The sequence below is a fragment of the Nocardia alni genome, assembly GCF_019038435.1.
GTDB lineage: Bacteria > Actinomycetota > Actinomycetes > Mycobacteriales > Mycobacteriaceae > Nocardia > Nocardia alni.
This window is the reverse complement of the sequence record NZ_JAGPOX010000019.1, coordinates 47,775-62,933: the sequence shown is the minus strand read 5'-3', so window position 1 is coordinate 62,933 and position 15,159 is coordinate 47,775. Positions and strand designations below refer to the sequence as shown.

Below are 15,159 nucleotides of genomic sequence, written 5' to 3'. Positions count from 1 at the left end.
CCTCGGAAACACTATGGCTCCCAGATATTTTGGTTCCCCCGTGAATCAAATGTCAGCATTGTTATCTGAACACAGAGGAAGCTATCAGGCGTTCAGTTGGCACGCAACCTCTCGGACGATCGCGTGAAGTCGCAGGCGACTGCGCTCATGCCGCCCGTCGTCCACGCGTCCGCACCTACATTCCCGGTGGTCTCAGCGACCGCCGCAGCCGGCCGAGCGCTCCAGGACGCGCAACGACCCGGTCACCGATACCTCACGGAACTTCCCGCCGTCCAACGCCTTTCGGTAGATGTTGTACGGGGCGCGGCCACCGTCGCGTGGATCGGGAAAAACGTCGTGGATCGCCAGCGCGCCACCGGCGGCGACCCAGTGCGCCCAGTTGTCGTAATCGCGCTGCGCGGCCTGCTCGGTATGGCCGCCGTCGATGAACAGCAACCGGATCGGCGTGCACCACGTGCGCGCGACGATGTCCGAGGCGCCGATCACACCGATCACGGTGTCGCACAGGCCCGCTCGCACGATCGCGCGGCGGAACTCGGTCACGGTGTCGAACCGACCGGTCTCGGGGTCGACCAGGGAGCTGTCGTGATACTCCCAGCCCGGCTGATGCTCCTCGGAGCCGCGATGATGGTCGATGGTGTAGACGACCGCGCCGGTCTCGCGCGCGGCCGCGCCGAGATAGATCGACGATTTCCCGCAGTAGGTGCCGATTTCGGCGACCACCCCGTCGCCCGCGTATCGACGCACGGCCTCGTACAGCGCGCGCCCTTCCTCCGCGGGCATGAAACCGGTAGTTTGCTCGGCTATTTCGAACAATCGCGTCGTATCCGTGGAAATCACCGAATCGGCACGAGTCATCAGCGCGGAACCTTTCTCATCGGCATATCCGCTCGCGGATTGCCACGGCGGTGCGATTTGCCCCGGAAGCGTCACCATAGTAGCATCCAGACACGTGTCCGATCCCCTTTCCACAGAGCCTCCAGAGGTGAGCAGGGAGGCCACCCGCCGCCGCCTCACCGAAAAGCAGGCCGACACCGTCGACCGGCTCACCCGCGCCGCGCTCGAGGTGCTCTCCCGGGAGGGGTTCGCCGGCCTGACCGTCCGCATGGTGGCATCCACCGCGGGGGTGGGTACGGCCACCGCGTACACCTACTTCTCCTCCAAGGAACACCTGGTCGCGGAGGTGTTCTGGCGCCGGTTGGCCGCCACGCAACCGCCACTGGCCGATGCCTCGGACGCCAACTCCCGCGTGGTCGCGGTCCTGCGCCAGATCGCCACGCTCGTCGCCGACGAGCCCGCCCTGGCGGGTGCGGTGACCAGCGCCCTGCTGGGTACCGATCCCGATGTATCCCATCTGCGCACCCGCATCGGCATCGAAATCCGCAAACGCCTCATGGACGCCCTGGCTCCCAACGTGGATCTCGACATCGTCGAAACTTTGGAATTGCTCTACGCCGGAGCCCTCGTCCGCGCCGGAGTCGGCTACGCCTCCTATACCGAAATCGCCGACCGCTTGGAAAAGTCCGCGCTTCAGGTGCTGGCCAACCCGGAGCTGTGATCCTCGCGCTCAGGACCTACTCTCGAGCACTTCACGAAGGAGACCGGCGAAAGGTTCTGGCTGCCCCGGATAAGGGCTGTCCGCGCCGGTGAAACCGCCGTGATGACTGGGGAATACCACCGCGGAACGATTCATCTGGGCGGCCAATGATTTCGTGGTGCGGGCGGTGAAAGTATTGCCGGATTCCTCGGCAACGCCCAGCACGATGCGAGTCGAGGCGGCGGTCAGGGCGGGAATGTCGGCGCGGTAAGCGGTGACGGCGGCCGAGTTGTCCGACAACAGGGGGTCGTCACGGGAGCCGTCGTCCTCGGTCGGCATGCCGAACATGGCCGGATCGGCCGGCGGTCGGTCGAAGTAGGCGTCGGTGAATTCTCCCTGCCACATGGTCATGGCGAGGAAGTTCGCCATTCCGGCGCCCACGCCCTTGGCCTGGTAGGCCGCCTGAATCCCGGACAGCGCGCGAGCTGCCGCCGCCGCGTCGGGCAGCGCGGTGGCCAGTGGGGGTTCGTGGGCCACCAGGGTGCGCACATCGTCCGGATGTGCCGTCACCAGGGCCAGCGCGGTGACCGCACCACCGCTGCTGGCGAACATCTCTACCGGGCCCGCGCCCAGCGCGCCGATCACCGCGTGGATATCGGCCGCCTGCACCTCGGGCACATTGTCGGTCCGGCCATCGGTACGCGCGCTGCGGCCGAGGCCGCGCGGGTCGTACGTGATCACGGTGCGATCCGGAAAGTACCCGGCCAGCGCGGTGAATCCGTCCGCGCACATGGGCTGGCCGATCATGAACAGCGGGGGACGGCCATCCGCCGTGGGCAGCGGGCCATGAAGGTCATAGACGATTCGGGCACCGGGGGTTTCGAGCGTATGCGTCGTCATACCAGTAGTGACGCATACGGCGTCCGGAACTCATCGGTATCCGCTCGGCGAGTCCGTATGCCTACCGCACCGCTCGGACGCGTGTGAGCGGGCTAGGCCCGGCTATTCGACTCCGACACCTGCGAAACATTCTGCGCACGAGCCTCGTTGCGTTCGTAACGGGTCCGGGCGCGGGCGTGGGCGAGGCTCAGCAGATCGTAGACGGCCGCCTGGGTGTCCGGGCCGGGGTTCGTGACCGAGAGCCAGCCCGCGGTGCCGTAGACCGGATGGGGTAGCACGGTGTCGTCGTGTGCGTAATCGACGTCCTCGCTGGAGATTTCACTCGGGGTGCGGCCGGTCCAGCGGGTGAATTCGACCAACCCCGCCGACATGTTCACCCGGAAGGCGCCCGGGCGGTCCAGGTGTGAGGCGTCGTCGTCGGGGTAATCCTTGGTCACGATCGTGGCGAAGGGCTGCACCCCGCTCGGGGTGTGACCGTCCGCGGAGTAGTAGAAGAACACGTCGCCCCAGCTGATCTTCGGTGAGCCGTCCTCCGGACCCGGCCGCATGGTTAGCACATCGCCGAGGCCCGCTACGAATTCGATGATTTCATCCACAGTCATACCTTCTAGTCTGTCATTGAATATCCCTGTGAGGGTTTCAATGGATTACCCGGAATATTCCTCGATAAGTCTCAATGCGGTCGGGATCATGTCAGCGTGGACCGACGGCGCGTGGGCTTGTCCGCCCAGCTTATCCGTAGTACCGTCCAGACAGGTGTCCACATTGGTGGACACGATACGGCTGAAGGGTTTTGCGATGACGGTGGTCAAGCCGCAGCAGGTGTCCGGGGGCGAGCACGAGCACGGCCATCTCGAAGAGTTCCGCACCGATCCGATCGCCCTGATGCGGCGCGTGCGCGAGGAATGCGGGGATGTCGGCTCGTTCCGGCTGGCCGATAAGGACGTGATCCTGTTGACCGGCGCGGAGGCGAACGAATTCTTCTTCCGCTCAGCCGATTCGGACCTCGACCAGAGTGCGGCCTATCCGTTCATGAAGCCGATCTTCGGCGAGGGCGTGGTGTTCGACGCCAGCCCCGAGCGGCGCAAGGAGATGCTGCACAACCAGGCGCTGCGCGGCGAACATATGCGCGGCCACGCGGAAACCATTGCCCGCGAGGTGCATTCGATCCTGTCGCGCTGGGGCGACGAGGGCGAGATCGACCTGCTGGAGTTCTTCGCCGAGCTGACCATCTACACGTCCTCCTCCTGCTTGATCGGCAAGAAGTTCCGCGACGAACTCGACGGCCGCTTCGCGCATCTCTATCACGAGCTCGAACAGGGCACCGACGCACTGTGCTACGTCGACCCCTACGCGCCCATCGAGAGCTTCCGCCGCCGCGACGCCGCGCGCGCCCAGCTGGTCGAGCTGGTCCAGGAGATCATGAACGGCCGTATCGCGAATCCGCCCGAGGGCAAACAGGATCGCGACATGCTCGACGTGCTGGTCTCGATCCGCGACGAAGAAGGCGGGCTACGCTTCTCGGCCAGCGAGATCACCGGCATCTTCATCTCGATGATGTTCGCCGGACACCACACCACCTCGGGCACCGCGGCCTGGACGGTGATCGAACTGCTGCGCCATCCCGAACGCCTGAACCGGGTGGTCACCGAGCTGGACGAGCTCTACTCCGACGGCCAGGACGTGAGTTTCCATGCGCTGCGCCAGATTCCGCAGCTGGAGGCGACCCTGAAGGAGACGCTGCGACTGCATCCGCCGCTGATCATCCTCATGCGGGTGGCCCGCGACGAATTCGAGGTGTGCGGAAACCGCATCGCCCCCGGCGATCTCGTGGCCGCCACGCCCGCCGTCTCCAACCGCATCCCGGAGGACTTCCCGGACCCGGACCACTTCGATCCGGACCGGTACATCGACCCGAACCAGCAGGATCTACTCAACCGCTGGACCTGGATCCCGTTCGGCGCGGGCCGGCACCGCTGCGTCGGGGCGGCGTTCGCGACCATGCAGCTCCAGGCGATCTTCTCGATCCTGTTGCGGGACTGGGAGTTCGAGATGGCCCAGCCCTCGGACAGCTATCGCAACGACCACTCCAAGATGGTGGTCCAGCTCGAGCAGCCCTGCGCGGTACGCTACCGCCGCCGACGTCGCTGAGGTGTTAGAGCGCGGCTTCGATCGCGGAGATGACGGCGGGGTCCTTGGGCTCGGTGCGCGGACGGAACCGCCCGACGACCTCGCCCGTGCGGCTTACCAGGAACTTCTCGAAGTTCCACTGGATATCGCCCGCCTCGCCCTCGGCGTCGGTGGTCTGCGTCAGCTCCTGGTACAGCGCGCTGCGCTCATCGCCGTTGACGTCGACCTTCTCCAGCAGCGGGAAATCCACGCCGTAGGTGGACGAGCAGAACTCTGCGATCTCCTCGGCGGTGCCGGGCTCCTGGCCCATGAACTGGTTACAGGGCACGCCGACCACGCTGAAACCGCGCGGACCGTACGTCTGCTGCAACTCAACCAGGCTCGAGTACTGCGGGGTCAGGCCGCACTTGGAGGCCACGTTGACCACCAGCAGCGCTTTGTCACCGGTCAGCTCGGCCAGGGTAGTGGGTTGGTCGGCGAGGGTGCGGACAGGAATGTCTCGAATGCTCACAAGAGGAGATGGTACCTCCGAATTGATCATCCGTGCCGGACCGGCGCACGCAGCACCGCCAGGCTTCGAACCATAATACCTGGTAAACGACCTTTGCTGCCCGCTCGTGACGGTCGGCGATATATGTTCAGGAATAGGCGACCTGCCAGTGCTTGATCCCGTTGATCCACCCCGAACGCAGCCGCACCGGATCGGCGACCTGGCGCACATCCGGCATGGCGTCGGCGATCGCGTTGAAGATCAGCTCGATCTCCAGCCGAGCCAGATTCGCCCCGACGCAGTAGTGCACGCCGGTCCCGCCGAACCCCAGATGCGGATTGGGGTCGCGCAGGATGTCGAAGGTGAACGGGCTGTCGAATTCCGCCTCGTCGAAATTGGCCGAGCTGTAGAACAGGCCGAGCCGCTGCCCCTCCGCGATCGCCTGCCCGCCGAGCTCGTGGTCCTGGGTCGCGGTGCGCTGGAACGCGGTCACCGGCGTCGCCCAGCGCACGATCTCGTCGGGCGCAGTGCGCGGGCGCTGCTCCCGGAACAGCTCCCACTGCTCGGGATGGTCGACCATCGCCTTCATGCCGTGGGTGATCGCGTTGCGGGTGGTCTCGTTTCCCGCGACGGTCAGCAGGATCACGAAGAACCCGAACTCGTCCGAACCCAGCGCCTCACCGTCGACATCGGCGGTGACGAGCCGGCTGACGATGTCGCCGACCGGACGCGTGCGCCGCTGCTCGGCCATATTCCATGCGTATCCGAGGATTTCGGTGGTGGCGGTCAGCGGGTCACCGTATTCCGGATCGTCGTAGCTGAGCATCTCGTTGGACCAGTTGAACAGCTTGAACCGATCCTCCTGCGGCACACCGAGAAGTTCGGAGATGGCCTGCAGCGGCAGTTCGCACGCCACCTGCTGCACGAAGTCCCCACCGCCGGATCGCTTGGCCTCGTGCACGATTCGCTGCGCCCGCTCGGTGAGCGAGTTGCGCAGGTTCTCGATGGCGCGCGGAGTGAATCCCTTGGATATGATCCGCCGAATCTTGGTGTGCTTGGGGGGATCCATGCTCACCAGCAGTGAATCGCGGCTCACCTTCAGCTGTTCCGGGTCGCTGTCGCCGGCTATCCGGATGATGGAGCCGTTGCGGTTGGACGAGTAGAGCTCGGTGTTACGGGAGATCTCCCGGATGTCCTCGTGGCGGCTCACCACCCAGTAGCCGCCGTCGTTGAACGGGGCCGCGTACTCCGGCTGCTGTGCGTTCCACCAGACCGGCGAGGTCCGGCGCAACTCGGCGAACTCCTCGACCGGGGTCCGGGTCTCCCACAGGAACGGATCGGTGAAATCGAATCCGGCGGGTATCAGTGGCTGTGCTGGCTCTGCCACGGTTCCTCCTCACGGCCCGCGGCACTGCGAGCCGGTGTGAAAATGAAACGAGTTCTACGCTGATTGAAGCACCTCGGAAGGCTTCGTTACAGGCGTTTAGCCAGGAAGCCTGGACCATGATCGCCGAGGATGCGCCGGGCCAGGGGAAACCGAACAGCGGATGCGCATCTTCACCAAAATTAGAACTTGTTCTACAGTGAGGACAGGCACGCGCCTACCCTGCCGCCGACTACTTCGAGGATGAGGTACCCGAGCATGACCGACTCTCCAACCACCGAGGCCGATTACATCGTCGTTGGCGCGGGCAGCGCCGGTGCCGTGGTCGCGGGCCGCCTGGCCGAGCACGGTGCCAGCGTGATTCTGCTGGAGGCCGGACGCAAGGACAACACTCGGCTGGTGACCAGCCCGGGCATGATCACGATGGTGCATACCGTGCCCCAGCTCAAGCACCGGGTGACCTGGAGCCAGTACTCGATTCCGCAGAAGTACGCCAACGACCGCAAGGTTCCGATGACCCGCGGCAAGGTGCTGGGCGGCTCCAGCTCGGTCAACGGCATGCTGTTCGTGCGCGGCAACCGCGCCAACTTCGACTCCTGGGCGGCCGAGGGCTGTAAGGGCTGGGAGTACGACAACGTGCTGGCGGCCTACAAGCGCCTGGAGAACTGGGAGGACGGCGCCAGCGACTACCGCGGCGCGGGCGGGCCCATCCAGGTGACGCGGCAGCAGGATCTGACGCCGATCTCCCAGCTGTTCATGCAGGCCGCCTCCGAGACCCTCGACGCCCCGCGCATCGCCGACTACAACGGCGAATCGCAGGAGGGCATCAGCATCTTCCAGCAGAGCGTGCGAAACGGATTGCGCTACAGCTCGTCTCGCGGCTACATCACCGAGCGGCCGAATCCGAACCTCACCGTGCTGACCCATGTGCACGTGGCCCGGGTCGTCATCGAGAACGGCCGCGCGACCGGGGTCGAGGTCATCGACAAGAGCGGTGCGCGGCGGATCCTTCGCGCCGCCAAGGAGGTCGTGGTCTCCGGCGGCGTGATGGCCTCGGCGCAGATCCTCATGCTCTCGGGCATCGGCCCGGCCGGCCACCTGCGGGATCTGGGCATCGACGTCAAGGCCGATCTGCCGGTGGGCCAGAACCTGCACGACCACCTGTTCGTGCCGATGACCTTCGTCTCGAAGAAGGCCATCCACCGGGGCACCCCGCCGTACTTCGCGGGCGGCATCCTGCGGGAGACCCTCAAGAAGGGCAGTTCCTGGATGGGCCGCACGGTCTTCGAGGTGGCCGGATTCGTCAAGACCAAGTTCAACACCGACGGCGTGCCGGATATGCAGATCCACGCCCTGCCCTGGAGCTATCCGGTCCCCAACCAGGACGAGGACAAGCTACACCTGGTGGACACGCGCCCCGCGCTGACCATCTTCCCGACGCTGATCTACCCCAAGAGCCGCGGCGAGGTGCGCCTGGCCTCCAACGACCCGATGGCCTCCCCCCTGATCGACCCCGGCTACCTGTCCGACCCCGCCGACGCCGATTTCCTCATCGAGGGCATCCGCATGATCCGCGAGGTCATGGCCAACAAGACCATCTCCGGAGACATCACCGAGGAATTCGCCCCCGGCCCGGCCCTGCGGGACGAGACCGCCCTGCGCGCCGAACTCCCCAACCGCGTCCACTCGGTCTACCACCCGGTCGGCACCTGCCGCATGGGCACCGACGAACGCTCGGTCGTCGACCCCACCCTCAAGGTCAACGGCATCGAAGGCCTCCGCGTAGCCGACGCCTCGATCATGCCCAGCATCACCGGCGGCAACACCAACGCCCCCTGCTACATGATCGGCGAAATGGCAGCCCAGTTCATCACCGGCGAACAGTAACCAACCGTTCGAGAACCCGGGCTCGCCTTTCGGCGAACCCGGGTTCTCGCAGCTGCCCATGTGTCATAGATTCAAGGAACCAAAGCCGCCAGGCGAGGCCAACTTCTCCACATCCTGAAGAAGGCCCCAACTGAAACCCGCCCCATATCGGTCTCCCGAAGCGGTACTGAAAAGGAACTCCTCGTACGGTGGCCAATGGTCACCATCCTCCAGCGGCCCAAATATTTCCGCCAACTCGGCAATGGTCACACTCCAGGCCGTCAACTCTTCGGGTTCCGAAATCCTCGGCGCCTGGAGGCCATCCTTTCGAGTGAATCTAACGGCATCCAGATAACCCTGCTTGGAGGTGACGACGATGTCGAATGACGGCCACAGCTCGGGCAGGTAGGTGAACGTTTCCGGATCGGCGGTCAGCGGATCGAGGCCGAGGAATGTCTGAAGGTTCGCGAACTGGGCCGGGTTCACCGGCAACAGTGCACTGACGCGGTCTTTCGTCGCCTTTGCAGCGACCCAGCCTACGCTGATCGAGTCGAGCACGGACTGCTTGACGGAGTCATCGCATCTCATGGTCATCAATATGTAGATATCGAAATCCTGGTTTACGTTGGCTACGTGTGACACCTTTCCCCTTTACAGAACTCATCAGACTTACCTCGCGATGAAGCTGGTTACATCACCTCTCGCCGCGATTACGGATCCATCTTCGCGGACGATCAAGACTATATTCTGGGTCGCGATTTTCGGTAGGATGACCGTTCCGCCTCCGACTGCAGGGGCGGTGCCACCAACCTCACCGAATGCGGTCTCGGACGCGGAGACAGCAGCATCCACGGCTTGCTCATGTGTGAGATGGAGGTCGGTAAGCTTACCAGCAAGTACATCCGGCTTCCCCGACCCTTTCGGCAGGTTTTTGACTTCGTTGCCGATCTGCTCGGCCTTCTGTGTGATTTCGGCAGAGGCTGCCTCAGCTTCTGCCTCGGCCTCCTTTGCCCCCTTCTGACCGAAGGACTTTATCTTGGACAGCGCCTCAGCGATCGGTTTCAGGGCTGTCTTCAGTCGAGTTACCGTCGTCGCGGTACCACGAATAGCAATGCGGGCAACCTCCAGTAACTTCTTGAACTTCTCGTAGATCTCGAGAATCCGTGCCGCGACGCGCCCTGCCGCCGCACTGGCCGCGCCATCCGTAAAGAAGTCGACCACGGTCCATCCGAGCAGTTCCGCTCCTGCTTCCTCCATTTCGGAGTGGGCTTCATCGATGTGGTGGGCGTGATCGTCACAGGCGGAGGCCAGGTCGGAATAGGCATTCCCGAGCTCGTTGAGTGAGTTCTGCAGAGTTGTGAGGGTATGAACCGCAGAGTCGATTTCCGGTGAGACTTGGTTCTTGACCGTACCGATGGGCGCGGTCATCGCGTTGGCTGTCTCGTGGCAACCACTCGCGGCGGCACGTAGTGCGGCGGCGGCATTGTGGAGTTCGTCTTGATGACCGTTGGGCTAAATGTCACCGACCTTGTCCTTGATCCAGCGCCACCATGAGGGTTCGGAATTGTCGGGCTGCCCGGCGGATTTGGGTGGGGGTCCAGGCGCGGCGGGGACGAGGTTGTCTTTTTTGATGCCGAGGGCCTCGGGCGGCGGTTTGTTGCCGATGATCGAGGCGCCGTCGGCGTTGCGGTGGTTGGCGGCGGTGGCGTCGACGAGTTCGGCACAGTTCGCCAGGGCGGCGATCGAGCTGAAGTGGGCATCGAAGGTGCCGGTCAGGCCGGTGTCGAAGTCGTTGCCCCAGTCGCGTGCCGCAGGGTCGGAGCCAGCCATACCGCCGACGTCGCCCATGGCTTTGGCGACCTTGGTGTAGGCGGCCGACAGGATGTTGGTCGCAGCGGCGAGCCCCGCCGCTGCGGTATGCATATCGGTCGGGTTGACATGAATGTCGTTGCTAGGGCTCACAGTTGTGGCCACATCCCGACATTCACCTCGACGGTGCCCGAGTAGTTGGCGTGCGCATCGGCGACCGCCTTGTGCAACGCATCAAGAGCCTCATGGGCTCCCCGGGCTCCGTTTATCCACTGATCGTGAGCGACTCGGTGCTTCTCGGCGGCAGCACCGTCCCAATTCACGTGCAGTATGTCGACGCTGCGGGAGACTTCGGCGATCCTGCTGTCGACCGCCGCCAGAGTCTTCGCCGCCTCCTCGATGAGCCGTTCCAAGTCCGCGAGGTTGACCCGATGCCCTGCTGTCACGGCAGATTCAGGCTGCTGGGTCGCGGACTGGCATCCGGCAGACCGGCACCGACTCGTCCCAATGCCTGGCCGGTGGTTTGGTCGCGAGCCGCGTACTCCGCTGCCGCTCGATGCAGTGCGGTCGCATCCTTCGCCAGTCCAGCGACGACATCGCTTGTGCTGTCGAAGAACTCATCCCACGCGGAGTCATGCGATTCAGCGGCTCTGCCCAGCCAACTGCTCCCGACGACCGAACGAACCGTCTTGCGTAAACGAGCGAGATCGTTGTCGAAATCTTCCGAGATCCGGCTCATCGTATCCGCGGCACTGTGCATCTCGTCAGGTTCGATTTCAAAATTACCCACCGAAAGACCCCTCCCTACTTCCCGGTGAGTTTATTTTAGCCTCCGCCGAGTACTCCTCGACCTGTGCCGCGGCTACGTCCCGGGGCTACATGATCGAGGCGGCACGGGTGGGCGGTGTTGCTGGGAGTCGGCGGTTCGATGTTGTTCGCGTCACACCTACGGGCCGGTCGGTAGGACGTACCGATCGGGTGTGATCACAGGCACAATCGCGCAAACCTTATTGCGCTAAGGCTTTGCTGTTAGCAAATCTTGATGAGTGCAAGTTGATGAGGGAGCGCGTTCGGATGTTGCTGCTCTGGAGGTTCTGACTCGGACATTGGTCGGGATCGCCTGGAACAGCACGCAGGCGGCGCCGCCGGGAGTGACGTTTCCGCAAATGCGGTTGTTGCTGGTTCTGCGGACGCTGGGGCAGGTGCCCAGTTCGAAGCTGGCCGCGGCGATGGGGGTCAACGCCTCGTCGGTGACCCGGCTGGCGGACAAGCTCGAGGCTCGTGGCTATCTGTCCCGCGGGGCGGACGCGAGCAACCGGAGCGTGGTCACCGTCGAGGTGACCGAGGCGGGCCGGGCGATCGTCGATCGGGTACTCGAACGCCGCCACGCCGCATTCCGCACCATCCTCGATCAACTGCCGGAAGAGAAGAAGCGGGCGGTCACCGTGGCCGCTCAGGATCTCGTGCGGGCAGCCGCCGAGACCTCGGTAAGTCTGATTGGTGCGCTATGAAAGTGAATATTCGACGCCGGGCATCTCGCCGCGCGATGCGTTCGCATGCCGCGCATCTGGGTGATTTCCAGGTCAAACCACGCATGCTCCTGATCGCAGCCCTCGCGGTCCCGGTCGGCGTCGCGTCGGCGCTGGCCGCCTGGTGCCTGCTGAAACTCATCGGCCTGATCACGAATCTCGTGTTCTACCAACGTGTGAACACCGCGATGGTGGCGCCCGGCGCTCACCATCATCCGTGGTGGCTGGTCCTGTCCGCCCCGGTCATCGGCGGGCTGATCATCGGTTTCATGGCCCGCTACGGATCGGAGAAGATCCGCGGGCACGGCATGCCCGAGGCGATCGAGGCGATACTCACCGGCGGCAGCCGGATCGCCCCGCGGGTGGCGCTGCTCAAGCCCGTTTCCGCCGCGATCAGCATCGGATCCGGCGGGCCGTTCGGCGCCGAAGGGCCGATCATCATGACCGGCGGCGCGGTCGGCTCGATCCTGGCCCAGCTGCTGAAGCTGTCCGCCGACGAACGCAAGGCCCTGCTGGTGGCCGGTGCGGCCGGCGGCATGGCGGCCACGTTCAACGCGCCCATGGCCTCGATCCTGCTGGCGGTGGAACTGCTGCTGTTCGAATGGCGGCCGCGCAGCTTCGTACCCGTCAGTACCGCCGTGGTGATCGCGACGCTGTGCCGATGGGTGCTGCTGGGCAACGGACCGGTCTTCGGCCTGCCCAATCCGGCCTCCACGCCCGGCCCGCTCGCCGACGGCCTGGCACTGATCCCCGGCATCACCGGCGGCCTGCTGGCCATCGTCGCCACATCGCTGGTCTACCTGTCCGAGGACGCGTTCAAGCGGCTGCCCGTGCACTGGATGTGGTGGCCCGCCATCGGCGGACTGATCATCGGCCTGGGCGGGCTGGTCGAGCCGCGCGCGCTCGGCGTCGGCTACGACGTCATCGACCAGTTGCTCACCGGGCGGGGCACGATGTCGCTGATCATCGGGATTCTGGTGGTGAAGACGCTGATCTGGGCGCTGTCCCTCGGATCGGGCACCTCCGGCGGCGTGCTCGCACCGGTATTCATGATCGGCGCGGCCCTCGGTGCGGCCGAGGGCGGGCTGCTACCGCACGTCACGGCCGGATTCTGGGCGATGTGCGGGCTGGCCGCGGTGGTCGGCGGGGTGATGCGCTCGCCGCTGACCGGGATCGTGTTCACCTGCGAGCTGACGCACGCCTGGAGCGATCTGCTGCCGCTGGTGGTGGCCTCGGTCTCGGCGTACGCGGTCTCGGTGCTGCTGCTCAAGCGTTCGGTGCTTACCGAGAAGATCGCCCGCCGCAGATTGCACCTGACCCGCGAATACACCACGGACCCGCTGGAGGCGTTCTTCGCGTACGAGGTGATGCATACCGATCCGGTGGTGCTCGGCGCGGACGATCCGATCGATACGGCCGTGCCGCACACCCGTTTCGCCACGCTCTACCCCGTGGTGGACGACAGTGAGCAGTTGGTCGGCGTGACCACCCGCAATCGCCTCGCGACGTGCACCGACCGCACGGTCGGCGCGGCCGCCGTCCCGGCCCGCGCGGTCATCCACCCGGACGACACGCTGCGTGAGGTCGCCAACAAGCTGGCGACGGCGAATGTGACCTACGCACCGGTGGTGGACCGCAGCAGGCCGACCCGGCTGCTCGGCCTGATCGCCTTCGAACAGCTGCTGCACGCGCGCCGCCGCGACCTGCACGAGGAGCATCACCGCGAGCGGATTCTGACGCTCCGGGACCAGCGTTCCTCCCCCCGCCGGCGACCGCCGACGTTCCGGCATGCCGCGGCCACGCCGGAAGGAGTGCCGGAAGTCGTGCCGGTGAATTCATCACTGCCGCAATCGGATTAGCGACCCGCTCACATCGACGCAAGGCCCGGATTCGCCGTACGCGAGTCCGGGCCTTTTCGCATTCGCGTCGGCTCGAGCGCTCTTCCCGGCCTTCGAGCGCACTCGCCGGCCTGGCGTAATCATGGCCGGTATCCAGCGTAAGTACCGGTCACGAGCATGCCTGGACCGCGCTACCGGGACGGCGGGAATAGTAGGGGGTGATTGCGCGTTGTGTCAGGCAGCGTTACTCTTGGCATGTCTCCAGCTTGTGGATGCAGGTGAGTTCTTCCTCCCACAACCCGTAAGACGGCCCAAGTTCTCCCCATTGCTCCGCTCTCCAGCGAAGTCGAATTCGAAGTACCGCAGGGGGATTCATCCGCAGCTCACGCTGCACGATCGGCCATTCGCCGTACCCATCCATCTTCAGGAGTTAATACCATGCAAGACAACATCATTCACAAACCCGACGGCGCACCGGACGTCGTCGCCAAGACCGCGGACGCCACACACGAGATCACCGGCATCCTCGACATCTCCGGCAACCACGCCAGCCTGCGCACCGACGGCTACCTGCCCGGACCGCACGACGCACACGTATCGTTGCGCCTGGTCCGCGATCACGGGTTGCGACGCGGTGACGCCATCTGCGGGATCGTCGGCCCCAAGCGTGACAACGCGCCGTTCGCCCCGCTGATCCGCATCGAGCGCGTGAACGGCTTGGCGCCCGAACAGGCCAAGGCCAGACCGCATTTCGCCGACCTGACGCCCATCTATCCCCAGGACCGCCTGCGTCTGGAGACAGAGCCCCACGAAATGATCACGCGGGTAACCGATCTGGTGACCCCGATCGGCAAGGGGCAGCGCGCATTGATCGTCGCGCCACCGAAGGCGGGCAAAACCTCTGTGCTGCAATCTATTGCGCACGGAGTCGCGAAGAACCACCCGGAATGCCAGCTGATGCTGGTGCTCGTGGGTGAGCGACCCGAGGAGGTCACCGACCTCTCGCGCTCGGTGCCCGCCGATATCGCCGCCGCCACCTTCGACCTGCCCGCGCGCGACCACATCGCCGTGGCCGAGTTGGCCATCGAACACGCCAAGCGCCTGGTCGAGATGGGCCGCGATGTGGTGGTGCTGCTGGATTCGCTGACCCGCCTGGCCCGCGCCTACAACCTGGCCTCGGCCGGCACCGGCCGCATCCTGACCGGCGGCGTGGACGCCGGAGCCCTGGCGCCGCCCAAGAAATTCCTCGGCGCCGCGCGCAATATCGAGAACGGCGGCTCGCTCACCATCATCGCCACCGCACTGGTCGAGACCGGTTCGGCCGCCGACGCCGTCATCTTCGAGGAGTACAAAGGCACCGGCAACGCCGAGCTCAAACTGGACCGCGGCATCGCCGACCGGCGCACCTATCCCGCGGTGGACATCAACCGCTCCAGCACCCGCAAGGACGAACTGCTGCTCACACCGGAGGAGCTGGCCGCCACTCGCTCGCTGCGCCGCACCCTGGCGGGGCGCGAACCGCAGCAGGCGATCGAGCTGCTGCTGACCGGACTGCGTCAGACCGGCACGAACGCCGAATTCCTCACCCAGATCCGCACCGCCGCGAACTGACCATGGAACCTGCGGATTTCCATCAAATTGCGCGAATCGAGTGCAGAGCGCGTCCCTCGAACGAA

Annotated in this window: 16 protein-coding genes; 6 read left to right on the top strand and 10 right to left on the bottom strand. The window is 65.1% G+C overall.

Features of this window, described 5'->3' with window-relative positions:
• Positions 1 to 192: 192 nt before the first annotated feature.
• Complete coding sequence (locus tag JZ791_RS10375) at positions 193 to 858, bottom strand: class I SAM-dependent methyltransferase (protein WP_216894008.1); 666 nt, start codon at positions 856 to 858, stop codon at positions 193 to 195.
• Positions 859 to 985: 127 nt separating this feature from the next.
• Between JZ791_RS10375 and JZ791_RS10370 the strand changes: the two genes are divergently transcribed.
• Positions 986 to 1,558, top strand: a complete 573-nt coding sequence (locus tag JZ791_RS10370; RefSeq protein WP_216894007.1) for a TetR/AcrR family transcriptional regulator — start codon at positions 986 to 988, stop codon at positions 1,556 to 1,558.
• Positions 1,559 to 1,567: 9 nt separating this feature from the next.
• Here the strand turns inward: JZ791_RS10370 and JZ791_RS10365 are convergent, their stop codons facing one another.
• Positions 1,568 to 2,437, bottom strand: a complete 870-nt coding sequence (locus tag JZ791_RS10365) for an alpha/beta fold hydrolase (RefSeq protein ID WP_216894006.1) — start codon at positions 2,435 to 2,437, stop codon at positions 1,568 to 1,570.
• Between the two features lie 92 nt (positions 2,438 to 2,529).
• Complete coding sequence (locus tag JZ791_RS10360) at positions 2,530 to 3,039, bottom strand: DUF6194 family protein (RefSeq protein ID WP_216894005.1); 510 nt, start codon at positions 3,037 to 3,039, stop codon at positions 2,530 to 2,532.
• Between the two features lie 196 nt (positions 3,040 to 3,235).
• Between JZ791_RS10360 and cyp51 the strand changes: the two genes are divergently transcribed.
• The gene (gene cyp51 / locus JZ791_RS10355; RefSeq protein ID WP_216894033.1) at positions 3,236 to 4,588 is read left to right on the top strand and encodes a lanosterol 14-alpha demethylase; all 1,353 of its coding nucleotides are present in this window, start codon (positions 3,236 to 3,238) and stop codon (positions 4,586 to 4,588) included.
• 4 nt (positions 4,589 to 4,592) lie between these two features.
• Here the strand turns inward: cyp51 and JZ791_RS10350 are convergent, their stop codons facing one another.
• On the bottom strand, positions 4,593 to 5,108 hold the full coding sequence (locus tag JZ791_RS10350; protein WP_216894004.1) for a glutathione peroxidase: 516 nt from the start codon (positions 5,106 to 5,108) through the stop codon (positions 4,593 to 4,595).
• A 97-nt stretch (positions 5,109 to 5,205) separates the two neighbouring features.
• A complete protein-coding gene (locus JZ791_RS10345; protein ID WP_216894003.1) occupies positions 5,206 to 6,444 on the bottom strand; it encodes a cytochrome P450 in 1,239 nt (412 codons plus the stop codon).
• A 255-nt stretch (positions 6,445 to 6,699) separates the two neighbouring features.
• Between JZ791_RS10345 and JZ791_RS10340 the strand changes: the two genes are divergently transcribed.
• Positions 6,700 to 8,328 (top strand): GMC family oxidoreductase, encoded by a 1,629-nt coding sequence (locus JZ791_RS10340; RefSeq protein ID WP_216894002.1) that lies wholly within the window; start codon positions 6,700 to 6,702, stop codon positions 8,326 to 8,328.
• A gap of 63 nt (positions 8,329 to 8,391) precedes the next feature.
• On the opposite strand, the gene JZ791_RS10335 is transcribed toward JZ791_RS10340, so the two are convergent.
• From JZ791_RS10335 to JZ791_RS10315, 5 genes are all read right to left on the bottom strand, one after another.
• On the bottom strand, positions 8,392 to 8,949 hold the full coding sequence (locus JZ791_RS10335; RefSeq protein WP_216894001.1) for a hypothetical protein: 558 nt from the start codon (positions 8,947 to 8,949) through the stop codon (positions 8,392 to 8,394).
• A gap of 27 nt (positions 8,950 to 8,976) precedes the next feature.
• The gene (locus JZ791_RS10330; protein WP_216894000.1) at positions 8,977 to 9,735 is read right to left on the bottom strand and encodes a hypothetical protein; all 759 of its coding nucleotides are present in this window, start codon (positions 9,733 to 9,735) and stop codon (positions 8,977 to 8,979) included.
• Positions 9,736 to 9,819: 84 nt separating this feature from the next.
• Positions 9,820 to 10,281, bottom strand: a complete 462-nt coding sequence (locus tag JZ791_RS10325; RefSeq protein WP_216893999.1) for a hypothetical protein — start codon at positions 10,279 to 10,281, stop codon at positions 9,820 to 9,822.
• The gene (locus tag JZ791_RS10320; RefSeq protein WP_216893998.1) at positions 10,266 to 10,562 is read right to left on the bottom strand and encodes a WXG100 family type VII secretion target; all 297 of its coding nucleotides are present in this window, start codon (positions 10,560 to 10,562) and stop codon (positions 10,266 to 10,268) included. Before JZ791_RS10320 ends, JZ791_RS10325 begins: the two co-directional genes overlap by 16 nt.
• Positions 10,559 to 10,906 carry a WXG100 family type VII secretion target gene (locus tag JZ791_RS10315; protein WP_216893997.1) on the bottom strand — a complete coding sequence of 116 codons (348 nt, stop codon included), beginning with the start codon at positions 10,904 to 10,906 and terminating at the stop codon, positions 10,559 to 10,561. Before JZ791_RS10315 ends, JZ791_RS10320 begins: the two co-directional genes overlap by 4 nt.
• Before the next feature lie 256 nt (positions 10,907 to 11,162).
• Between JZ791_RS10315 and JZ791_RS10310 the strand changes: the two genes are divergently transcribed.
• The 3 genes from JZ791_RS10310 to JZ791_RS10300 all read left to right on the top strand — a co-directional run bounded on the left by JZ791_RS10310 (position 11,163) and on the right by JZ791_RS10300 (position 15,094).
• Complete coding sequence (locus tag JZ791_RS10310) at positions 11,163 to 11,627, top strand: MarR family winged helix-turn-helix transcriptional regulator (RefSeq protein ID WP_308162875.1); 465 nt, start codon at positions 11,163 to 11,165, stop codon at positions 11,625 to 11,627.
• Positions 11,628 to 11,662: 35 nt separating this feature from the next.
• Entirely contained in the window at positions 11,663 to 13,504 is a 1,842-nt protein-coding gene (locus tag JZ791_RS10305; RefSeq protein ID WP_216893995.1) for a chloride channel protein, read from the top strand.
• Between the two features lie 417 nt (positions 13,505 to 13,921).
• The gene (locus JZ791_RS10300; protein WP_216893994.1) at positions 13,922 to 15,094 is read left to right on the top strand and encodes a transcription termination factor Rho, short form; all 1,173 of its coding nucleotides are present in this window, start codon (positions 13,922 to 13,924) and stop codon (positions 15,092 to 15,094) included.
• Positions 15,095 to 15,159 lie beyond the last annotated feature (65 nt).